The 22,831-nt window shown below is 54.6% G+C and carries 20 protein-coding genes; 14 read left to right on the forward strand and 6 right to left on the reverse strand.

The features are described 5' to 3' along the window. Positions 1 to 80 precede the first annotated feature (80 nt). On the reverse strand, positions 81 to 1,340 hold the full coding sequence (locus tag ACIRQ6_RS11200; protein WP_420860672.1) for a short-chain fatty acyl-CoA regulator family protein: 1,260 nt from the start codon (positions 1,338 to 1,340) through the stop codon (positions 81 to 83). Between the two features lie 222 nt (positions 1,341 to 1,562). Between ACIRQ6_RS11200 and ACIRQ6_RS11205 the strand changes: the two genes are divergently transcribed. The 9 genes from ACIRQ6_RS11205 to aat all read left to right on the forward strand — a co-directional run bounded on the left by ACIRQ6_RS11205 (position 1,563) and on the right by aat (position 11,481). Then, positions 1,563 to 2,900, forward strand: coding sequence for a substrate-binding protein (locus tag ACIRQ6_RS11205; protein WP_420860673.1), 1,338 nt, complete (start codon positions 1,563 to 1,565; stop codon positions 2,898 to 2,900). 105 nt (positions 2,901 to 3,005) lie between these two features. Then, positions 3,006 to 4,037: a branched-chain amino acid ABC transporter permease gene (locus tag ACIRQ6_RS11210; protein ID WP_420860674.1), complete on the forward strand. Its 1,032-nt coding sequence runs from the start codon at positions 3,006 to 3,008 to the stop codon at positions 4,035 to 4,037. A 4-nt stretch (positions 4,038 to 4,041) separates the two neighbouring features. Then, positions 4,042 to 5,238, forward strand: a complete 1,197-nt coding sequence (locus tag ACIRQ6_RS11215) for a branched-chain amino acid ABC transporter permease (protein WP_420860675.1) — start codon at positions 4,042 to 4,044, stop codon at positions 5,236 to 5,238. 12 nt (positions 5,239 to 5,250) lie between these two features. Then, complete coding sequence (locus ACIRQ6_RS11220) at positions 5,251 to 6,012, forward strand: ABC transporter ATP-binding protein (RefSeq protein WP_420860676.1); 762 nt, start codon at positions 5,251 to 5,253, stop codon at positions 6,010 to 6,012. 12 nt (positions 6,013 to 6,024) lie between these two features. Continuing rightward, positions 6,025 to 6,780: an ABC transporter ATP-binding protein gene (locus ACIRQ6_RS11225; protein ID WP_420860677.1), complete on the forward strand. Its 756-nt coding sequence runs from the start codon at positions 6,025 to 6,027 to the stop codon at positions 6,778 to 6,780. A gap of 80 nt (positions 6,781 to 6,860) precedes the next feature. Continuing rightward, on the forward strand, positions 6,861 to 8,813 hold the full coding sequence (gene acs / locus ACIRQ6_RS11230) for an acetate--CoA ligase (protein ID WP_420860678.1): 1,953 nt from the start codon (positions 6,861 to 6,863) through the stop codon (positions 8,811 to 8,813). A 124-nt stretch (positions 8,814 to 8,937) separates the two neighbouring features. Then, complete coding sequence (gene accB, locus ACIRQ6_RS11235; protein WP_420860679.1) at positions 8,938 to 9,429, forward strand: acetyl-CoA carboxylase biotin carboxyl carrier protein; 492 nt, start codon at positions 8,938 to 8,940, stop codon at positions 9,427 to 9,429. Between the two features lie 21 nt (positions 9,430 to 9,450). Beyond that, on the forward strand, positions 9,451 to 10,797 hold the full coding sequence (gene accC / locus ACIRQ6_RS11240) for an acetyl-CoA carboxylase biotin carboxylase subunit (protein ID WP_420860680.1): 1,347 nt from the start codon (positions 9,451 to 9,453) through the stop codon (positions 10,795 to 10,797). 39 nt (positions 10,798 to 10,836) lie between these two features. Then, positions 10,837 to 11,481, forward strand: a complete 645-nt coding sequence (gene aat / locus ACIRQ6_RS11245; RefSeq protein WP_420860681.1) for a leucyl/phenylalanyl-tRNA--protein transferase — start codon at positions 10,837 to 10,839, stop codon at positions 11,479 to 11,481. Here the strand turns inward: aat and ACIRQ6_RS11250 are convergent. The 5 genes from ACIRQ6_RS11250 to ACIRQ6_RS11270 form a co-directional block, all read right to left on the reverse strand. Beyond that, a complete protein-coding gene (locus ACIRQ6_RS11250) occupies positions 11,445 to 11,804 on the reverse strand; it encodes a DUF2155 domain-containing protein (RefSeq protein ID WP_420860682.1) in 360 nt (119 codons plus the stop codon). The two genes, aat and ACIRQ6_RS11250, sit on opposite strands and share 37 nt — an antisense overlap. After that, positions 11,801 to 12,247, reverse strand: coding sequence for an outer membrane lipid asymmetry maintenance protein MlaD (mlaD, locus tag ACIRQ6_RS11255; protein WP_420860683.1), 447 nt, complete (start codon positions 12,245 to 12,247; stop codon positions 11,801 to 11,803). Before mlaD ends, ACIRQ6_RS11250 begins: the two co-directional genes overlap by 4 nt. A gap of 11 nt (positions 12,248 to 12,258) precedes the next feature. Continuing rightward, positions 12,259 to 12,642: an NADH:ubiquinone oxidoreductase subunit NDUFA12 gene (locus tag ACIRQ6_RS11260; RefSeq protein ID WP_420860684.1), complete on the reverse strand. Its 384-nt coding sequence runs from the start codon at positions 12,640 to 12,642 to the stop codon at positions 12,259 to 12,261. Between the two features lie 81 nt (positions 12,643 to 12,723). Then, on the reverse strand, positions 12,724 to 13,989 hold the full coding sequence (gene clpX / locus ACIRQ6_RS11265) for an ATP-dependent Clp protease ATP-binding subunit ClpX (protein ID WP_420860685.1): 1,266 nt from the start codon (positions 13,987 to 13,989) through the stop codon (positions 12,724 to 12,726). A gap of 166 nt (positions 13,990 to 14,155) precedes the next feature. Then, positions 14,156 to 14,782: an ATP-dependent Clp protease proteolytic subunit gene (locus ACIRQ6_RS11270; protein ID WP_420860686.1), complete on the reverse strand. Its 627-nt coding sequence runs from the start codon at positions 14,780 to 14,782 to the stop codon at positions 14,156 to 14,158. Positions 14,783 to 14,941: 159 nt separating this feature from the next. On the opposite strand from ACIRQ6_RS11270, the gene ACIRQ6_RS11275 reads away from it, so the two are divergent. The 5 genes from ACIRQ6_RS11275 (at position 14,942) to ACIRQ6_RS11295 (ending at position 22,784) form a co-directional block, all read left to right on the forward strand. Continuing rightward, positions 14,942 to 16,138 (forward strand): FAD-binding domain-containing protein, encoded by a 1,197-nt coding sequence (locus ACIRQ6_RS11275; protein WP_420860687.1) that lies wholly within the window; start codon positions 14,942 to 14,944, stop codon positions 16,136 to 16,138. A 109-nt stretch (positions 16,139 to 16,247) separates the two neighbouring features. After that, positions 16,248 to 17,504 carry a calcium-binding protein gene (locus tag ACIRQ6_RS11280; RefSeq protein WP_420860688.1) on the forward strand — a complete coding sequence of 419 codons (1,257 nt, stop codon included), beginning with the start codon at positions 16,248 to 16,250 and terminating at the stop codon, positions 17,502 to 17,504. Positions 17,505 to 17,678: 174 nt separating this feature from the next. Continuing rightward, a complete protein-coding gene (locus ACIRQ6_RS11285; protein ID WP_420860689.1) occupies positions 17,679 to 18,674 on the forward strand; it encodes a hypothetical protein in 996 nt (331 codons plus the stop codon). Positions 18,675 to 18,804: 130 nt separating this feature from the next. Continuing rightward, the gene (locus ACIRQ6_RS11290) at positions 18,805 to 20,103 is read left to right on the forward strand and encodes an O-acetylhomoserine aminocarboxypropyltransferase/cysteine synthase family protein (RefSeq protein WP_420860690.1); all 1,299 of its coding nucleotides are present in this window, start codon (positions 18,805 to 18,807) and stop codon (positions 20,101 to 20,103) included. Positions 20,104 to 20,288: 185 nt separating this feature from the next. Continuing rightward, positions 20,289 to 22,784: a hypothetical protein gene (locus tag ACIRQ6_RS11295; protein ID WP_420860691.1), complete on the forward strand. Its 2,496-nt coding sequence runs from the start codon at positions 20,289 to 20,291 to the stop codon at positions 22,782 to 22,784. The last annotated feature ends 47 nt before the right edge of the window (positions 22,785 to 22,831 follow it).

Raw genomic sequence — 22,831 nt, forward strand, 5'->3', positions numbered from 1 at the left:
TCCCTCCCCGAACCTTCGATCAAATCCACAGCTTACTTTGACCCATCCTATGCAGGTTTGTCAAAAGGTGCAGTGTCGCATCAGACCTCCAAAATGGTAGGTTCGCGTCGTGCTGGGCAGGTGTCTTTGGGGCAAATGCGGCAACTGGATCCGACCACTTGGTCAATCGGGGCTTGCTCGCCTTCGGGCAGGGGTAGGATCAGCATAGTGGCGTGCAGCACGTTGGGGCCTGAAAACGCAAAAGGTGCGACTGGTTCAGCTACGGCATAGGTGACAAAGGCGGGACTGCCGCGACCCGCAAATTGAGTGATGCTGCGCTGAGGCTGGCGTGGTGTTGAAAACGCCGTAAATAAAGGCCACAGCGCGCAAGCAGCTCCAAATCGTGGCACAACAAACCCTTCAACAGGCTGGCGGTATGTAAAGGTTCCAGAGGCGTCGCATACGACCAATCCAACGGGCTGTCCTTGATGGGCCAAGACCGCTGCCATGCGCCGCAACGTCTGGGCAAAGCCCAAGTGGAATGCGGCCGATATGGCTGCGGGATCTGGCCCATACTGCGCCAAGGCCGCCTGCATTTGCGCACTTGGCAGGGCCCGCGCATCGACGGCATAGGTTGCAGCATAATCGTCCACCAGACTTTGCGCCTCGGGCGATAGCGACTTTGGCGGGTCGGACGGATCTTCAAGATGAAAGCCTTTGTGCTCCAAATAATCCTCAAATTCCTCCAAAGGCGAGACAACACTGGCCTCCGAGCCATCAGAGGCATCCAAATAATGCACAAGGTTTTGCGAACTATCCGCAAGACGCACCGCATCCTCATAAAGGTTGTTGTGAAAGCGGGCCTGCCAGTCTGGTTCCAGATCCTTGCTTTCGCGCAAAATCGAACTGGTCGAACGGATCGCCGTGACCGAGCTGAGGACATCATGCAGCGATTGCGACAAAAACGGGTCATGGGTAATCCGGTCTGTCAGGCCCTCGACGCTGCGTTCCAAATCCGCGATCCGCGCCTGCTGGGCGGCAATCAAACCCGACCACCCGGGAAATCGTCCGGTCAGATCCTCTGCCGGTTCTAGCGCTGCGGCATCGGCATATTGGCTTTGGGCCTCGCGCAGGCCCGTGACCAAAGTTTCCTCAGCCCCTTCGGACAAACTGGTCACGTCCGTTTCCAGAGCTGACGCAAAGTCAACAACCAGTTTTCCCGCGATTCTGCGCTTATTATGCTCGATCAAATTTAGGTAAGAGGCTGATATGCCGATTTGACGGGCCAAAGCCGCCTGCCGCACACCCAAGGCGATCCGTCTTTGCCTAATACGCGAGCCAACCAGAGACCTTTGCGGCATTGAAATTTCCTTAACTTTTCAAGGGCTTTCTGCATGTGCAAGAAAATTTATTTACAACGTATACACTAGTATTGTGTATTTCTTTACAAAAAAATTCCAAGTTTTTAAGCACTTGTTGATTTGTTTTCCACTTCAAGGCGATATTGCGACTGCGCAAGAAAATTGCGCACGCGGGTGTGTTGAGGAGTTACACATCCGCATTTCATGAAATGGGAGGACTTTATGTCTAAATTTAACCTGACACGTCGTGGTGTTATGCAAACAGGTGCCGTTGCCGGTGCTGGCCTTGCATTGCCTACGATCCTGACAGCCGGCAGCCATGCTGGTTACACAAACGCGCCGACGGGCTCGACTGTGACTTTGGGCTTCAACGTACCACAATCTGGCCCCTACGCTGACGAAGGTGCAGACGAACTGCGCGCTTATGAGTTGGCTGTTGAGCACCTCAACGGTGGCGGCGACGGCGGCATGATGAACACTTTCTCTTCCAAAGTTTTGGACGGGACAGGCATCTTGGGTAAAAAAGTCGACTTCGTAACAGGCGACACCCAAACCAAGCCAGACGCGGCCCGCGCATCTGCCAAATCCATGATCGAAAAAGACGGCGCTGTGATGATCACAGGTGGCTCGTCTTCCGGTGTTGCTGTTGCGGTTCAAGCGCTGTGCCAAGAAGCCGGCATCATCTTCATGGCTGGTCTGACGCACTCGAACGACACAACGGGTAAAGATAAAAAAGCCAACGGCTTCCGTCACTTCTTTAACTCGTACATGTCTGGTGCTGCTTTGGCGCCGATCTTGGGCGACAACTACGGCAAAGACCGTAAAGCCTATCACCTGACAGCGGACTACAACTGGGGTTACACCACAGAAGAAGCTGTTCGGACATCCACAGAAGCTATGGGTTGGGAAACAGTTGCGGCTGTTAAAACACCTTTGGCCCAAACAGACTTTAAAGACTACGTAGCCCCTGTGCTGCAGTCCGGTGCTGACGTTCTGGTTCTGAACCACTACGGCGGCAACATGGTGAACTCGCTGACATCTGCGGTTCAGTTTGGTCTGCGTGACGCTGTTGCAAACGGCAAAAACTTTGAAATCATCGTTCCACTCTACTCTCGCCTGATGGCGAAAGGTGCGGGCGCAAACGTTAAAGGCATCTACGGTTCCACGAACTGGCACTGGTCCTTGACTGACGAAGGTTCCAAAGCATTCGTTCGCTCCTTCGGTTCGAAATACGGCTTCCCACCCTCGCAGGCGGCGCACACATGCTACGTGCAAACACTGCTGTATGCGGATGCGGCTGCACGTGCTGGCACATTTAACCCATGTGGCATTGCAGAAGCTCTGGAAGGCTTTGAATTCGACGGCTTGGGCAACGGTAAGACACTCTACCGTGCCGAAGACCACCAGTGCTTCAAAGACGTGCTGGTTGTGAAGGGTAAAGAGAACCCAACATCCGAGTTCGACCTTCTCGAAATCGTAGAAGTTACACCTGCAAGCCAGGTGACTTACGATGCCTCCATCTTTGGCGGCGAGCTGGGCACCTGTAACCCAGGCGCATAAATCACCACTCTGCGCGGCTCCGTACTGGAGCCGCGCATCTTGAGCACTCACGCGACGTACTGACCAAATAAGGTTAGATCGCGCCACATCTTTGGGATCGGCAAGATGGAAGCAATCGTTCTTCAACTTCTCAGCGGACTGGACGGGGGATCGGCCTATGCCTTGATCGCCCTGGGCCTCACGCTGATTTTCGGCACGCTTGGCGTGGTTAACTTTGCCCACGGGGCGCTTTTCATGATTGGTGCGTTTTGTACCGTCACTTTGCAGCGCCTTCTGACGCTGAGCTATACGATCGTAGACGACACCCAGACCGACTTTCTGGGCAACCCGTTAAAGGTCAAAGTGCCTTATCTGCAAGACATTTTCGGTGAAGCAGCGACAGCGTCGATCATCGATTGGTCTGTGCCTCTTGCCATCATTTTCGCGATCCCTGTTATGCTGCTGATCGGCATCACAATGGAACGCGGGCTGATCAAACACTTCTACAAACGCCCCCACGCCGACCAGATCCTTGTGACCTTTGGTCTGGCTATCGTTTTGCAAGAAATAATCAAATTCTATTACGGCGCGAACCCGATCCCTGCCCCTGCCCCTGAGGTGTTCCGTGGCAGCTATGACTTTGGCGTTCTGCTGGGCTTTGAGCCGAACCGTATCATCTACCCCTATTGGCGCTTGGTATACTTTGCTTTTGCCGCAATCTTGATCACTGGTGTCTTCGCCTTCCTACAATTCACCACCTTCGGGATGGTCGTGCGGGCCGGTATGGCCGACCGCGAAACCGTAGGCCTTTTGGGCATCGATATCGACAAACGCTTTACGTGGATGTTTGGACTTGCGGCGGTGGTCGCGGGACTTGCGGGGGTGATGTATACCCCGATTAACTCGCCCAATTACCATATGGGTATGGACTTTCTCGTGATCTCCTTCGTGGTAGTCGTGGTGGGCGGCATGGGCTCGCTGCCCGGCGCTGTCCTTGCAGGGTTCGTGCTGGGTGTGTTGCAAAGTTTTGCGTCCATGCGCGGCGTGATCGAATTCCTTCCTGGCATCAACCAAGTCGTGATCTACTTGGCAGCCATCGTAATTTTGTTGACCCGTCCACGGGGCCTGTTGGGCCGCCGCGGCGTGATGGAGGAATAATCCAATGCTTGGTCTTAACGCAAAAGACACACGTCTTTTCCTCATCGTCATCTTGTTGGTCGTCTGTGCGCCTTTCTTGATGAACCCTTTCCCAACTGACAGCGGTTTGGCTCAATTCAACGCAGGCTACCCTGATCTGATGCAACGGTTTGTGATCTTTGGCATCTTTGCAATCGGGTTTAACATCCTCTTTGGCCTGACCGGATACCTGTCCTTTGGTCACGCCGCCTTCCTCGGCGCGGGCTCTTATGCCGCTGTGTGGATGCTGAAACTGCTGACGATCAACGTGATCCCGGCAATCTTGATCTCCACTGTTGTGGCCGGTGTATTTGCGCTGCTCATCGGGTTCATCTCGCTGCGGCGCTCGGGGATCTACTTCTCGATCCTAACACTGGCATTTGCACAAATGGCCTTCGCCTTGGCCGCGTCGGTGCTGACGCCGATCACCGGCGGTGAAACTGGCCTGCAAACAGCCCTTAGTGATCCACGGATCCTTGACGGTGTGGCCAGCACAGGCGGCAACATTCCGGCCCCTGATCTGTTTGGTCTTGAAATGCGATCCAGCTTTGAATGGGCCGTGGGCGGTTGGTCGTTCGTGTTCAACGCAGGCTATTATCTGGCCGGTGCCTTTATGATCCTCGCCTTTTATTTGGCGATCCGCATCTTCAACTCGCCTTTTGGCCTGATGTTGAAAGCGGTGAAATCGAACCAACAGCGGATGAACTACACCGGCCTGAACACACGCCCCTATACGCTGGCAGCTTTCGTGATCTCGGGCATGTATGCTGGCCTCGCAGGTGGCCTGATGGCTGCGATGGATCCCTTGGCCGGTGCCGAGCGGATGCAATGGACAGCTTCTGGTGAGGTTGTCTTGATGACAATCCTTGGCGGTGCGGGCACATTGATCGGTCCAATCCTGGGTGCGGGCTTTATCAAATACTTCGAAAACATCTTCTCCAAGATCAACTCAACCGTGTTGCATGAATGGTTCGCCTTCCTACCCGATGGCCTCGAAGACTTTGTGGTTACCATCCTCTACCCCTTCGTGGGCAAAGGCTGGCACCTGACACTGGGCCTTGTGTTCATGCTGGTCGTGATCTTCCTACCCGGTGGCCTTGTCCAAGGCGGCCAGAAAATCGCCGCTCTGTTCCGTCGCAAGAAGGCAGACAGCACCGAAACTTCAACCACACCTGCTGAATAAGGAGCGCTGACAATGGGTATTCTAGAAGTCAAAAACGTCAACAAGCGCTTCGGGGGCCTTCAGGCCTTGGGCGATGTGAACCTCAGCGTGGCGGAAAACACTGTCCACGCGATCATCGGACCAAACGGGGCTGGCAAATCCACTTTGCTGAACTGTCTGGTGGGCAAACTGATACCTGATACAGGCTCGGTCATGTTCGACGGTCAATCCGTGTTGGGCCGAAAACCTTTCGAGATCAACCAGATGGGGATTTCCCGTGTGTTCCAAACGCCCGAGATTTTCTCCGATCTGACGGTCATGGAAAATATGATGATACCCTGCCTTGCCAAGCGCGACGGATCGTTCGAGATGAACGCCATCGCCGCCTTGGGCAAACAAGGTGACATCAAAGACAAAGCCGAACACATGCTCGAAGACATGGGGCTGGCGGACAAGCACAATATGCAAGCCTCCTCCATGTCGCGTGGTGACAAACGCCGCCTCGAGATAGCCATGTGTCTGGCACAGGACCCGCGCTTGTTGCTGCTGGACGAACCGACTGCCGGTATGGCGCGGGCTGACACCAACAACACCATTGATCTGCTCAAGCGGATCAAAGAAGAGCGCGACATCACTATTTCGATCATCGAACACGATATGCACGTTGTGTTCAGCCTTGCCGAGCGGATCACTGTTTTGGCCCAAGGCACCCCGCTGGTCGAGGACACCCCAGACAACATCAAAGGCCATCCCAAAGTGCGCGAAGCGTATCTTGGTGAGACGGCTGCAGCGTAAGGAGCGGATGAAATGAACGTCAAACCCGACTTTTCCAAAGGCATCAATCATGCCGAAACCGCCCCTGCCTACTTGTCCGTTTGGAATATGGAGGCCTACTACGGCGAAAGCTACATCGTCCAAAACATCAGCTTCAACGTCCACGAGGGCGAGATCTTGGCGCTGTTGGGCCGAAACGGTGCGGGTAAAACCTCTACCCTTCGTTCAATCGCGCGGATGGACGAACCTGCCGTGACCCACGGCGAGATTTGGCTGGACCATCAGGCATTGCACCTGATGAAAAGCCATGAGGCCAGCCAAGCCGGTATCGGTCTGGTCCCCGAGGATCGCCGCATAATTCCTGGCCTGACGGTCGAGGAAAACCTGCAACTGGCCCAAATCGCACCCCCTATCGGTTGGTCGCTTGAGCGGCTTTATGAGCTGTTCCCGCGTTTGGGCGAACGTCGGAAACAAGAGGGCGTGACGCTTTCGGGCGGCGAACAACAGATGCTGGCGATTGCCCGCACCTTGGCGCGTGACGTTAAAGTCCTTCTGCTGGACGAGCCTTATGAAGGTTTGGCGCCAGTCATCGTGGACGAGATCGAAAAAACGCTGCGCATCATCAAAGAACAAGGCATCACTACTATCATCGTGGAACAAAACGCAGTGCGCGCGTTGGAGCTGGCCGACCGGTCTGTCATCCTAGACACTGGTGGCATTGTCTTTGACGGTACTGCCGAAGAGGTGTTGAACAACGCCGAATTGCGCGCTGAATATCTCGCGATCTAAACGGATCGCCAAAAGGCCCGCCGGACAACCGAGCGGGCCTTCATATTTACCAAAATACTCAAAGAATTTGGGACAGAACTATGTCTGACGTCAAAACCTACCCCCCTACTGCTGAATTTGCTGCCAACGCACACGCGGACAAGGCCAAATACGACGAAATGTACGCCGCTTCGATTGCCGATCCTGACGCGTTTTGGGCCGAGCATGGCCAGCGGATCGATTGGATCAAACCCTACACCAAAGTGAAAAACACCAGCTTTGAATTTGGCAACGTCGACATCAAATGGTTTGAGGACGGCACCCTAAACGTGGCTGCCAACTGCATCGACCGGCATTTGGCAACGCGCGGTGATCAAACCGCAATCATTTGGGAACCCGACAGCCCAACAGATAGCGCCTTACATATTTCGTACAAACAGTTGCACACCGAAGTGTCCAAATTCGCCAACGTCCTCAAAGAGATGGGCGTTAGCAAAGGCGACCGTGTGGTCATCTATATGCCGATGATCCCGGAAGCCGCCTACGCTATGCTGGCCTCGGCGCGCATAGGCGCCATTCATTCCATTGTTTTTGCAGGATTTTCTGCGGATGCGCTGGCTGCCCGCGTGAACGGGTCCGAGGCCAAGGTCGTGATCACAGCGGACGAGGCCCCACGCGGCGGCCGCAACACACCGCTCAAGACCAATGCCGATACTGCGTTCGAAAAGATCACTGTCGGCTCAAAAATGTTGGTCGTGCAACGCACAGGTGGCGACGTGCCGATGACGGCTGGTCGCGATTTTTGGCTGCACGAGATGAAAGAAAAGGTCAGCGCCGATTGCCCACCAGAGGAAATGAACGCCGAAGACCCGCTGTTTATTCTCTACACTTCGGGCTCGACTGGTATGCCCAAAGGCGTGGTGCATTCGACCGGCGGCTACATCGTCTATGCCTCGATGACGCATCAATACACCTTTGATTATCAAGAGGGCGATATCTTTTGGTGTACGGCCGATGTGGGCTGGGTCACGGGCCACAGCTATATTGTTTACGGACCGCTGGCCAACGGTGCCACGACTGTCATGTTCGAAGGCGTGCCTACATATCCTGACGCTGGCCGTTTTTGGCAGGTTTGCGAGGAACACAAGGTCAATCAGTTCTACACCGCTCCGACGGCCATTCGTGCCCTTATGGCCCAAGGCGATGATTTTGTGACAAAATATGACCTGAGCAATTTGAAATTGCTGGGCACTGTGGGCGAGCCGATTAACCCCGAGGCGTGGAACTGGTATCACCAAATCGTTGGCGGGGGCCGTTGCCCTATCGTCGATACGTGGTGGCAAACCGAAACAGGCGGCCATTTGCTGACCCCCCTGCCCGGCGCCACACCTGCCAAACCCGGATCCGCCACCAAGCCGTTCTTTGGGATCACTCCGGTCATTTTGGAACCAACCTCCGGCGAAGAAATCCACACAACCGAAGCTGAAGGCGTCTTGTGTATCAAAGACAGCTGGCCTGCCCAGATGCGCACCGTTTGGGGGGATCATGAACGGTTCATGAAAACCTACTTTGCCGATTACAAAGGCTATTACTTTACCGGTGACGGCTCGAAACGTGACGCCGATGGCGACTACTGGATCACGGGCCGCGTGGACGATGTGATCAACGTATCAGGCCACCGTATGGGCACTGCCGAGGTCGAAAGCGCCCTTGTCGCCCACAAAGCCGTGGCCGAGGCCGCCGTCGTGGGCTACCCCCATGACATCAAAGGTCAGGGTATTTACGCCTATGTCACCTTGATGGGCGGCGAGGAATACACCGATGATCTGCGCACCGAGCTGGAAAAATGGGTACGCGCCGAGATTGGCCCAATTGCAAAGCCTGACTTGATCCAATGGGCCCCTGGCCTGCCCAAGACCCGTTCCGGTAAGATCATGCGCCGTATTTTGCGCAAAATCGCAGAGGATGATTGCGCTACTATGGGCGATACATCGACATTGGCCGACCCATCAGTGGTGGATGATTTGATCGAAAACCGCATGAATCGCGGCTAAATCTACAAATGCACTGCAAGCGTCCCTAGATAATTGACCTAGGGGCGCTTTTCACCCCTGCACTCTTGGCCTATAACGGCCAAAACGCGCCTGCGAGTAACAGGCCAATGAGGGGACTATCGAAATGGCAAAATCCGCACATGAAAGCGACGTGGCCTTTATCAAGGCACTGGCCGAGTTGTTGAACGACAACGAGTTGACTGAATTACAGGTCAAACGGGACTACGGCGAAAACGACAGCCTCAACGTGCGGGTCTCTAAGGCCAAAGAAGTGATCGCAGCCCCAGTGATGCCCGCAGCAGCGCCTGCGCCGATTGTAGCCCCTGCCGCAGCAGCAGCCCCTGCTACCGCATCCTCAACTTCAGATGATCCAGCCAGCCATCCTGGCGCCGTGACCTCGCCTATGGTCGGAACCGTTTACATGCAGGCCGAACCGGGCACGCCGGCGTTCATCAGCGTTGGCTCTCAGGTCAAAGAAGGCGATACGCTGTTGATCGTCGAAGCCATGAAAACCATGAACCACATTCCTGCGCCCAAAGCAGGCACTGTAAAGCGCATCTTGGTCGAAGACGGCGGGCCGGTCGAATTCGGCGCGCCTTTGGTCATCCTCGAATAATCCTCCAGCCAAGGCGTTCAAATGTTTGATAAAATTCTGATTGCCAACCGTGGGGAAATCGCGCTGCGGGTCATCCGCGCCGCCCGCGAGATGGGTATCAAATCCGTGGCTGTACACTCGACTGCTGACAGTGATGCCATGCATGTGCGCATGGCCGACGAGAGTGTTTGCATTGGCCCGCCCTCTTCCACTGACAGCTATCTGTCGATCCCAGCGATTGTGGCGGCCTGCGAAATCACCGGTGCGCAGGCGATCCATCCGGGCTATGGATTTTTGTCCGAGAACGCGAAATTCGTCGAGATCCTCGAAGACCATGGGCTGACATTCATTGGCCCCACATCCGAGCATATCCGGGTGATGGGCGATAAAATCACCGCCAAAGACACGATGAAAGCGCTTGGCGTTCCCTGCGTTCCTGGCTCTGACGGGGGTGTGCCAACTTTGGAAGAGGCCGAAAAGCTGGGCGCCGATATGGGCTATCCAGTGATCATCAAGGCCACCGCCGGTGGTGGCGGCAAGGGCATGAAAGTTGCCAATAGCGCCGAAGAAATGAAATCGGCGTTCCAGACTGCCCGGGCCGAGGGCAAATCAAACTTTGGTAACGATGAAGTCTATATCGAAAAATATCTGACCACCCCACGTCACATCGAAATTCAGGTGTTTGGCGATGGCAAAGGCAAAGCCGTGCATCTGGGCGAACGCGATTGTTCCCTGCAACGGCGCCACCAAAAGGTTTTTGAAGAGGCTCCGGGTCCATCGATCACACCAGACGAGCGCGCTCGGATCGGCAAAATCTGTGCCGACGCTATGGCCAATATTAACTACATCGGCGCGGGCACTATCGAGTTTCTCTATGAAAACGGTGAGTTCTACTTCATTGAGATGAACACACGCTTGCAGGTGGAACACCCTGTGACCGAAGCCATTTTTGGCATCGATTTGGTGCGCGAGCAAATTCGTGTGGCCGAGGGTCTGCCCATGTCGATCAACCAAGAGGATTTACAGATCAACGGGCACGCGATCGAGGTTCGGATCAATGCCGAAAAGCTACCCAATTTCGCCCCCTGCCCTGGCAAGATCACGCAATATCATGCGCCAGGTGGATTGGGCGTTCGGATGGACTCCGCCCTCTATGATGGATATTCGATCCCCCCCTTTTACGACAGTCTTATCGGAAAACTGATCGTTCATGGACGTGATCGCCCCGAAGCCTTGGCGCGACTAAACCGCGCCTTGGGCGAGTTGATTGTGGACGGGGTCGACACGACCGTGCCGTTGTTTCATGCGCTTTTGGGCGAGGATGACATCCACACGGGCGACTATAATATCCACTGGCTGGAACAGTGGTTGGACAGCAATATCGCCTAGTAGTTGGGCTTGCGTTGGTCAGGGGGGTTTTGATTTTCGATGCAATCCGACCTCACCCCTGATCTGCTGCTACGGGCATATGCATCGGGCATTTTTCCCATGTCAGAGGGGCGCACTGATCCAGAAGTGTTCTGGGTGAGCCCTGAAAAACGTGGTATTTTTGATGTACCCGGCCTGCATATTTCCAAAAGCCTGCGCAAACGCCTGTCGCAACGCCAGTTCGATGTGCGCGTTGATACCGCGTTTGACGCGGTGGTCAGTGCCTGCGCAGACCGGCACGAAACATGGATAAATACAGAACTTCAAAATCTTTACGGCGCCTTAGCAGAAGCAGGCCACGCGCACTGTATCGAAATTTGGCAAAAAAATCGCCTCATTGGCGGTGTGTATGGCGTAGCCCTAAACGCAGCCTTTTTCGGGGAAAGTATGTTTTCGCGAGAAACCGACGCGTCAAAACTGGCCTTGGTTTACCTGATGGATCGTTTGATTGCGGGTGGATTTACCCTGTTTGACACGCAGTTCATTACCCCACATTTGGCCTCGTTGGGGGCATTTGAAGTCAGCAAACCAACATATGAACAACGCCTGTCTCAGGCCTTGGCGCGACCTGCCGATTTCTACAAATTGACCGAGGCGCATCCGTCCCTTCAGGACGTTTTGCAGCGCAGCACCCAAACATCATAGCGCGGGTGGTCCAACGCGTTCAGCGCAGGAGCACTTGCAACCATCCACCCTGCAAAATTCGGTTGCTGGGCACCAGCATCTTTGATGGTCAAAAACGCAAAAGCATTACCCGATGGATTTCGGCGCGGATAGCGGCAGTCATTCATCGAAATCTCTAGACGGCCCCAGCGCAGGGTTTGACCCGCTGCAATTTCGATGTCTTCAAGTTTGCCATCTGTTTTGCTGAGAACCCGCAGGACTGCAGCCGGAGCGGATGTGACTTGTTGGGCAGCAACCGGGCCGGCAGCCGTGATAAGCGCCAATCCGAGTGCGAGTACCCTCATTCCCCAGATCCAGAGACAAATTTCAAAAGAAGCGAAATAAGGCTGACCGCACCTTGCGTATCTTCGACTTCGGCGCCGGGCTCAAAGTTAAACGGCGAGCCGCCTGGAACGATCTCGACAAAGTTTCCGCCCAGCAACCCTTCAGAGGAAATAACGATGGCACTATCATCGGGGATGTCGACTTTTTGGCTCAAAGTCACGGTTGTGTCCGCACGGAATGTTTGTGCGTTCAGGTCCATGTCCGTAACGGTGCCAACTTTGACGCCTGCAAGACGCACATCGGACCCGACAGAAATGCCTTCTGCTGACCGAAAACTTGCCAAAAGGGTGTAACTGTCGCCTTGTCCCTGGATCCCAGCAAACTGTGCTGCATATGCCAGAAAGCCTACTGCAACGGCCAAAACACCCGCACCAACAATAACTTCTGTTGTGTTTTCAGCCATGTAACCGACCCTTACTCAGGCGTCCAAGCTTCGTAGTCTTGGCGGGCAACAGGCTGAACCCGTCTTATCGACCCCGCAGGGGCGTAAGCCTGAGCCGATCCCGTTAAGTTTTCTTGATGCGGTTTTTCCCATGATTTATGGGCCAAAGGCGATTTCGTGGGTGGTTCGTCCCAAGTGTGGTGAAGCCAGCCGTGCCAATCGGGGCTGACCCGACTTGCCTCAGCTTCACCAGAAAAGATCACCCATCGGCGCTTTTCATCGCGTGTTTGGTAAAAAACGTTGCCTTGTTCATCTTCGCCAACCCGCACGCCCTTGCGCCAAGTATAAAGCTGTGTGTTCAAGGTCTGGCTATCCCACCAAGCCACGGCACGCTTCACAAAGTTCAGTACACCCATTGGATCACCTTTTTTCCGTCCCGTTCGCTATGCCTTAGAAACCGGCACGCGTCCAGAGACCTTTGGCCTACACAGCCAAGATCAGCCTGCGCTTGCTGGTTCTTCAGCACGATCCCCGTGGATCATCAGCGGTGCTGCCTCAGATGTGACGGCTTCTTCGTTAACGACCACTTCGTTGACACTGTCCATTCCGGGCAAATCAAACATGGTGTCCAAAAGGATGTCTTCCATAATCGACCGCAACCCACGCGCCCCTGTTTTGCGTTCAATCGCACGTTTGGCTATGGCCGACAGGGCATCATCTGTGAAGGTCAGTTCGACCTCTTCCAGTTCAAACAGGCGCTGGTACTGTTTGACCAATGCGTTCTTGGGTTGGGTCAGGATTGTGATCAATGCCTCTTGGTCCAGATCAGTCAGGGTCGCGATAACAGGCAAACGCCCAACAAACTCGGGGATCAAGCCGAATTTCAGCAAATCTTCTGGTTCGAGCTTTTTGAATGCCTCGCCAACGCCCTCATCTGTGGGTTCGCGCACATCCGCGCCAAAGCCCATGGCCGTACCCTTGCCACGTTGAGAGATAATTTTGTCGAGGCCTGCAAAAGCACCGCCCACGATGAACAGAATGTTCGTTGTGTCCACTTGCAGGAATTCCTGCTGCGGATGTTTGCGCCCACCCTGGGGTGGAACGCTGGCAACGGTGCCCTCCATGATCTTGAGCAATGCTTGCTGAACACCTTCGCCTGATACGTCGCGGGTGATAGATGGATTGTCCGACTTGCGGGTAATCTTGTCGACTTCGTCGATGTAGACGATGCCACGTTGCGCGCGTTCAACATTGTATTCGGACGCCTGCAGCAGCTTCAGGATGATGTTTTCCACATCCTCGCCCACATAGCCTGCTTCGGTCAGGGTTGTGGCATCCGCCATTGTAAACGGCACATCCAAAATGCGCGCCAGCGTTTGCGCAAGCAATGTCTTACCACAGCCCGTGGGGCCGATGAGCATAATGTTGGATTTCGCCAGCTCGATCTCGCCGGATTTGCTGGCGTGGTTCAAGCGTTTGTAGTGGTTGTGCACAGCCACGGACAAAACCCGCTTTGCATGAGCTTGGCCGATGACATAGTCGTCCAACACTTCGCAAATTTCCAACGGTGTTGGGACGCCATCCGTAGATTTCAGGCCCGCCGTTTTCGTTTCTTCACGAATGATATCCATACACAGCTCAACGCATTCATCACAAATGAACACGGTTGGGCCTGCAATCAGCTTACGAACCTCATGCTGGCTTTTGCCACAAAAGCTGCAGTAGAGGGTGTTTTTGCCGTCGCCGCCCGAAGAGTTTGCCATTTTGTACTATCCTTTGGGCCGCAACCCATTGTCTAAATGCCGATAGGACCGACCCAGATCCTGTGTATTGATCATTAGCTTAGGCCAGCCCTTACCGGTCTACAATGTAAAATAAACACAAACATTTCGACAAAATGTTAACGATGTCGAAATATTTTTAAGGCGCCTATTTGTCATCATCGCCTTTCGAGCGGTTCTCGACGATTTCATCAATCAAACCCCAGTCTTTCGCTTCTTCCGGAGACATAAAGTTGTCCCGTTCCAACGCAGATTCGACAGCCTTAAGCTTTTGACCTGTGTGCTTGACGTAAATCTCGTTCAAACGGGTCTTCAACTTTTGGGTTTCTTGCGCATGGATCATAATGTCCGTGGCCTGCCCCTGATACCCGCCAGAAGGCTGGTGCACCATTACACGGCTATTTGGCAGCGAAAACCGCATGCCCTTTTCACCGGCAGTCAGCAACAACGACCCCATCGAGGCCGCCTGACCAATCACCAAAGTGCTGACTTTGGGTTTGATGTATTGCATCGTATCGTAGATCGACAGGCCTGAGGTCACAACGCCGCCGGGGCTGTTGATATACATGCTGATCTCTTTGGAAGGGTTTTCCGCTTCAAGGTGCAGCAGCTGTGCGACTACCAATTGGCTCATCCCATCGTGGACCGGACCATTTAAAAAAATGATCCGCTCTTTGAGGAGGCGGGAAAAAATATCATATGCCCGTTCACCGCGGCTGGTTTGTTCAACCACCATCGGAACAAGGTTCATATAGGTTTCTACTGGATCGTTCATGATGTCCTGCCTCTATTCGTTGCGCCTCAAGGGTAAGGTGCAAATGCTAATGGAATGTTAGTCTCGCGCATTGGGACCTTCAAGGGCACGCACGCAATTAAAACGGCCGTGGTGTCACATGCCTTGAAACCCCTAACGGCGGGTATATTTGCGTCACTCATGACCTTTGACCATTTCCCGCCCTCACGCGCCGCCGGGCTTGACCGGCTCAAAGCCTTTGTCCCTCACGCTGGCGGCGATTATGCCAGCGGGCGCAATTACGATATCTCAGCTGTAGACAGCGTCTGCGTATCAGGATTGTCGCCTTACGTGCGGCATCGCCTTTTGCGTGAAACAGAGGTCTTGCAGGCGGTTTTGAACCGGTTTTCACCGTCGACCGCACAAAAATTTATTCAAGAAGTCCTGTGGCGGACCTATTGGAAGGGCTGGCTGGAACTGCGTCCCAGCATTTGGGGCGATTATACCTATGCGCTCGACGACCAATGGAACGCCCTGCAAACCCAATCAGGACTGCGTCATAATTGGGAAGCCGCTTGCCTTGGTCAAACCGGGATTGATTGCTTTGACCACTGGGCAAATCAGCTGATTGATACCGGGTATATGCATAATCATGCGCGCATGTGGTTTGCCTCGATTTGGGTATTTACCCTAGAATTACCTTGGGAGCTGGGAGCGGATTTCTTTTTGAGGCACTTGCTCGACGGCGATCCGGCCAGCAATACCTTAAGCTGGCGTTGGGTTGCGGGTGCTCAGACTGTCGGCAAAACCTATCTTGCGCGCCCGGATAATATCGCAAAATACACAGGTGGTCGCTTCCGTCCGCAAGGTTTGGCTACTTATGCGCGCCCTGTTGAGGCACCCGAAAAGCCCCCTGTGACGCCTTTGATCCCAAGCGATTGGATCGACAAATCCCTCAAAACAGGAATGCTGATCACTGACGAGGACATGCATCCAAACTTTGTCCTATCCGGCCTTCCCAAAGGCTGCGCCAGTCTGATGTTGGACACCAGTGCGGCGCGGTCCCCCCTCATGGTCTGTGATCGGGTCACACAATTTACCAGCCTTAGCTTGAACGATGCCAATGAACGCCTCACCGGTGGCGCAAGCAGCACGGTCCACACGGCCCAGCAGATCGTAGACTGGGCGCGCAAGGAGGGGCTGGAACAGGTGGCTACCGCATGGGCGCCCGTAGGTCCTACGGCCACACAACTGAGCAAGGCAAAAACCTTGCTCGCAGATCAGGGCATCCGTTTGGTGCAAATCAGATCCGATTTTGACAGTCTAGCGTGGCCCTATGCAACAGCTGGATTTTTCAAATTCAAAGACAAAATTCCGATGATCCTCAACTCTTTGTAAACGGGCCACACCAGCCCAAAATCAGATGTTAACGATTGCCCAATGTGCCGCGCTATGCGACCTCTAAAGCCATAGCTTTTAACATCATTCGCAGACAGAGGGTATTCGGATGGCTACTTTTAAATGGAACAATGGAAACCAAGCCTTTTATCGCTACAACCGGTTAGATCGCTTTGATTTTGAAGAAGGCGTAGAAACCACAACAAGTATAAGCGCCACTTATAACGAAGACCTATTGGGACCATACGACCCGACCCGCGACGCATATTCTGTCAAAATCACTTTTAGAGACGCCGAACTCTATACAATCGAAGAAGGTAGCGACGCAGGCGATGAGCGGTTTATCGATGGTGAAATCACCAGTTTCAGATTTTTCGATGATGAAGGCACCGAAATTTTAAAAATCTCGGGTCTGTCCTTGTCTCTGCCAGCTGTCGAAAGCATGGCGAGCCAAGAAAACTACTATGACATTTGGACCTATACCGCAGGTGGTGGCCACAGCTTTATCGGGTCCAACGACGCCTCGGGTGCAGAGGATGATTACGACGGCGATAGCATTCAAACCGGTGTTGGCAACGACACAGTTGATGCCCGCGGCGGCGATGATTGGATTGGCGATTACGGTGGCACCGATACCTATGATGGCGGCGCAGGTTTCGACACGCTGAGCTATCAAGACTGGTTCTATAACCCTGCAGGCATCATCAGCGGCATCAACGCTAATCTGTCCACCGGTACTGTCGTTGGGCCGGACGGCCTTACTGATACTGTCAGCAAAATCGAAAGTGTACGCGGTACGTTTTTGGACGACATCATCAAAGGCGACAGCAAAGACAACACGTTGATCGGCCTGCAGGGGCGCGATATCCTAGATGGGCGCGGCGGCTTTGACACTGTCGACTACCGCAAAGACGTCGATCAGGGTGGCTTGGACGGTGTGCAAGTACACTTGGCAAATGGCGTCGCGCGAGATGGCTTTGGTCAGGTCGACAAACTGCGCAAAATCGAAGGCGCCAGCGGCACTTATACCAACGATCATTTCACCGGCGACGATAACAACAACTATTTCCGTGGCCGAGATGGGGACGATATTTTTAACGCAGGACGTGGCGACGACTATTTGCGTGGTGATGAAGGTGCTGATCTGTTCAAGTTCAAGACCAACAACTACGGCGACGATATCATCCAAGATTTTGACAAGTCCGAAGGGGACCGGATCGATATCGACAAAGCCACAAGCTATGGCGACTTGACGATCACCCAAGACGGAACCTCGGCCATCGTCGAATTTGGCACCAACCGTCTGGAACTCTATGACGTCAACGCAAGCGACCTGACAGCAGATGTGTTTGGCTTCGTGATCTAGGATCAGATACCTGCCTGAAACCGATGAAAAAGGCCCCATTGCGGGGCCTTTTTTAACAGGTTGATGGAATTGATGTGCTGAGACGACTTGTGGATTTGCTTTGTCGTACGGCAGGTTTATAAGAAAATCAAAGCAGTAGACCCCACGCATCACCTTCATAAAGGACGCGCGCCCTTGGCCTCATCGCCCGCAAAGCCCAACATTTTGATCGTCGGCCAAGCCGGTCGCCTGCAATACGAAGCGATCTTATTCGCAGCAACTCTGGCCCAAAACAGTCCTGATTTCGCAAAGGCGCTGTATGTCGCGGTGCCGCAAGCAGGGCCATTGTGGCAAGGTGACCCAACGATCAAATCACAGGATTGTCTGGATTTGCTGGCGCATCTTGGCGCCACGGTGGTCCCATTTGAAAACCAGCACTTTGGACAATCCTATCCATACGGCAACAAAATAGAGGCGCTCAAGATCCTGCCCGAAAAAGAGCCGTTCGTGTTCTTTGACACCGACACCCTTGTGACCGGTGATCTCGCCACAGTGCCATTTGATTACGGCGTGCCCAGCGCCTCGTTGCGCCGCACAGGCACGTGGCCGCAGTTGGAACTTTACGGGCCGGGCTACGGCGAGATCTGGAAATCCCTCTACGATAAATTTGGTTTGGATTTCGAAAGCTCACTGGACCTGAGCGCGCCTGATGAATATTGGCGTCGCTACCTCTATTTTAACGCGGGCTATTTTTACTACCGCTGCCCCAAGGTGTTTGGCGAACGGTTTTTGGACTACGCCCTTTCGATCCGCGACGATCCACCGGCCCAGCTGGTTTGCCAGGAAATGAACCCTTGGCTGGACCAAGTGGCGCTGCCTCTTGTCATTCACAGCCTTGGCGGCCAACGCGATGCCCTGCCCTCAGGGCTATTGGACGGGGATATCACCTGTCATTATCGCATTTTGCCACTGCTCTACGCCCGCGAAGCCGATCATGTGGTCCAAACCTTGGAAACCGTCACCGCGCCGAACAAAATCAAGAAAGTCCTCAAACAATATGAACCCATCTTGCGGATGATCTATCAAGGGCGCGGACATAAAGTCCGGGCGATGTTTGATCGCGAAAACCTACCGCGCAAAGAACAAGCGATCCGCAACCGGATCAAAAAAGAGGGCTTTTGGATGCGCTAGACGCAAGAAACCACGTCTTCGTTCCACAAACATAGATCAATCCAGAACAGCTGCCTTCGATTGCGTATCTCGTGGCGAATCCCATGTCTTTGGCCTAGATTGCGCCCAACATAGATCTAGGAGAGAATTGATGAGCGATCCAACAGGCCCAAAATACGGCTTTGAAACCCTGCAAATTCACGCGGGCGCACGGCCTGACCCGGCCACAGGCTCGCGGCAGACGCCGATCTATCAATCGACGGCTTTTGTGTTTCGCGACGCAGAACATGCCGCCGCCCTCTTTAACCTGCAAGAAGTGGGCTACATCTACTCACGGTTGACCAACCCTACCGTGGCTGTTTTGCAAGAACGTATCGCCACATTGGAAGGCGGCGCTGGCGCCGTGTGCTGTTCCTCTGGCCATGCCGCCCAGATTATGGCGCTGTTCCCACTGATGGAACCGGGCCGCAACGTGGTTGTCTCGACCCGCCTTTATGGTGGGACCGTGACCCAGTTTAGCCAAACCATAAAACGCTTCGGATGGAGCGCGAAATTCGTCGACTTTGACGATCACGCCGCCATCAAAGACGCCATCGACGATGACACCCGCGCTGTGTTTTGTGAGGCCGTCGCCAACCCCGGTGGCCACATCAGCGATCTGGATGCGATCAGCGCGATCTCGGACGCCGCGGGCATTCCTTTGATCGTCGACAACACCACAGCCACGCCATATCTGTGTCGCCCGATTGAACACGGGGCCACATTGGTCGTTCATTCCACAACGAAATACCTTACCGGTAATGGCACCGTCACCGGCGGCTGCGTTGTGGACAGTGGCAAGTTTGACTGGGCCGCGAACGACAAATTCCCGTCGCTGTCGCAGCCTGAGCCTGCTTATCACGGGATGAAATTTGCCGAGACGTTTGGCCCATTGGCCTTCACATTCCACGGCATCGCGATTGGCCTGCGTGATCTGGGCATGACCATGAACCCGCAAGGTGCCCATTATACTTTGATGGGGATTGAAACCCTGTCACTGCGCATGGAACGCCACGTGGAAAATGCCAAGAAAATCGCAGAATGGCTGGAAACCGATCCACGGGTTGATTACGTGACCTATGCTGGTTTGCCGTCCTCACCCTATTACAAGCTGATCGACAAGATCTGTCCCCGTGGGGCCGGTGCGTTGTTCACATTTGCTGTAAAGGGTGGCTATGAGGCCTGCGTGAAACTGGTCGATAATCTGGAAATCTTTAGCCATGTTGCGAACTTGGGCGATGCGCGTTCTTTGATTATCCACTCGGCTAGCACGACCCACCGCCAATTGACCGCGGAACAGCAAAAGGCGGCAGGCGCTGCCCCAGAAGTTGTGCGCGTCAGCATTGGGATTGAAGATGCCGATGATCTGATCGCAGACCTTGATCAGGCCCTGGCCAAGTCAACATCGTAGAATCTTAACGGTCTTGAACTATGCGTATCAGTAAAGGCGGCCATTGGCTGCCTTTACCCTGTTTAAACTGCCGTCTTTCTTTGCCGTGACAGCTGTTGTAACAATGGGTTAATAAAGAGTGAAAGTGTGTCAGATCAAAGCCCTAGACTTTGAGCGTTCCCAATGTTCCAAGGTGAAAGACCGTTATGAAGCCGTCCTTTGCATTATCCTTATCCGCTGATGGGATATTCCTGACGCAGAAGCTGCCCGATGGGTGGTATATCTTGGACAGTGTCGACCCGACGTCGGCTGATCTTAAGGCGGACATGGCTCAATTGCAGATCAAAGCTGCGCAAGCCAGCCCGGACCAGTTGCGCACCAAACTGATCATTCCAAACGATCAAATCAAATATATCCAGATCCCGATCAATGCCAGCAGCGAAGCGCAGCGTCTTGATCAGATTCAAACCGCAGTCTCCGGTGCTACGCCCTATGCCCTCAACGAGGTCAGCTTTGATTGGCGCATGAAAGGCGTCGACGCACAAATTGCGATTGTCGCCCGCGATACTCTGGCCGAGGCCGAAGGGTTTGCAAGCGACTTTGGCTTTGCGCCTGTGTGTTTTGTGGCCTCCCCCAACCAAGGCGAATTTGCAGGTGAGCCGTTTTTCGGCATGTCCAGCGGTGCAGCTGCCTATTTGCCTGAAGGCGAAACCGTAGAACGCGATGACAAGCCTGTGGTTCCCCTCGGCCCCTTGCCCGCGCCGCCCGAGCCGGATGTTTTGCAAGACGTCAACGTCAGTGCCGCAAGCGTTCCAGATCGTGAAGATGTGCCCAATATCTCGTTTTCCAGTACCCGCACGCAGCAGCCAGAAGCACCTGCAGCATCGCCTGCTTCAGCCTCCGACCTACCGCCTGAACCGCAGGTCGCGCGCCGCATCACCCTGAGTGATAGCGAAGCACAGCCGCTTGCGCCCGCGGCTGCCCCGCCCCCCCCTCCCGCCGGAGAGGCACCCAGCCTTGGCACGGCCTCACGGGATTTTCCACCGACCGCTGCAGTTGCACCAACAGCCTTCGCAGAACATCCTGCAGCCCCCTATAGTGCCCCACCTGTGACAGGACGATCCGCTGCGGCCTCGCCCGAGCAAGCAGCACCGGTAGCGCAATATGTCCCAAACCGCGCCGAGACGGCCACCGCTGTCGTGACACCAGATGTTGTGGCCCCTGCCGCCCCGGATTCGGATACGCCGAAAAAGGGGGGCATGTCCGGCTTAATGGCCAAGCGGCAATCCAAAAAGGCGCTCAAGAAACAAAATGCCGCTGTGGTTGCGGATGAGGCTGATAAATTCACTGTCTTTGGCGCTCGAAAATCACGTGACATCGGCGGCAAACCCAAATTTCTAGGCCTTATTCTGACCGGCGTTTTGCTGCTGTTTTTGGCGCTCGTCGCCATTTTCGCAGCCAATTGGGATAGTCCCGCAGTAAGTTGGCTGTTCGGTTCCGAGGGGGACACAACCGTTGCCGGAACGGCCCCCGCGCAACAGCCGGAAGACGCCGTTGTGATCAACGTCGCCGCCACGGATTTGGGTCTGACCCAAACCACACCGCAAACACCGTCAGTCCTCAGCCAGCCCCTGCCAAACGCACCTACCGTCGTGACCTTGGACACGCAAGAGATTTACATCTCGTCCGGTATCTGGACCGCTAGCCCGGCATCACCGCAAGCGCCCGTTCAAATACCTGATGAGTTGAACGCGCTCTATGTGGCCTCAATTGACCCTATCATCGACATCTCAGACGCTGTTGCCCTGCCCGCGCGCCGCACACTGGGCACTGATGGGCCTTACACAGTGTTACAGGCGCCGTTGGCCGCGTCCGTATTATACGCGCTGAACCCACAGGGATTGGTGATCGCCACGCCTGAAGGGGCTTTGACCCCAGATGGCTACCGCGTTTACGCTGGAAAACCCGTGTCTGTACCGTCTGAGCGCCCTGAATTTGAAGTTGAGATCGTTCAACCGATCGATCCGCGTGTTTTGGGGGTGCGGCCAAAGCTGCGCCCGGAGGGTATTTTTGAGCGCCGCCAACGCGAGGAACTTGGGGGCTATACGCGCATAGAACTGGCCAGTTTACGCCCGAAACTGCGCCCCGAAGGCCTGACCCCACTGCCTGAGGCAAGCCAGGCCACCAACCAAGCCACTGCACAGGCCTTGGCTGAGGCCACAGAACAAAGCGCCTCGCTAGCCGATCCAGATGCAATAGACACCAACACCGATCCGCTGGTCTCCCAGCCCGCTGCAATCGGTGGTACCAAATTGGCTGTTGCCGCCAGCCGCATTCCCAAAAAGCGCCCTAATAATTTTGGCCGCACTGTTGCAAAACGTCTGGAACAAAACAAACAAAACGATGCCCGTGTCGTTGCAACTGTTGCACCGCGCGCCATCAAACCTTCCGGCCCCATCAACAGTACCGTGGCGCGCAACGCCACCACGGCCAATGCCATCAGCCTCAACAAAATCAACCTGATCGGCGTGTTTGGGTCCACCAGCAGTCGCGAAGCCATGGTGCGGCTGCGCAATGGCCGGATGGTCAAAGTTCAGGCTGGCGACCGTTTGGATGGTGGCCGCGTGGCGGCTATCGGAGACGGCCAACTGCGCTATGTCAAAAATGGTCGAAATATCACGCTGAAGATGCCCAAGGGCTAACAAATCCTGCACAAAACGGGACCTTTGCGACTGCATCGATCCGAGCA

The organism is Algirhabdus cladophorae (genome assembly GCF_044772865.1).
GTDB classification, from domain to species: Bacteria; Pseudomonadota; Alphaproteobacteria; order Rhodobacterales; family Rhodobacteraceae; genus Algirhabdus; species Algirhabdus cladophorae.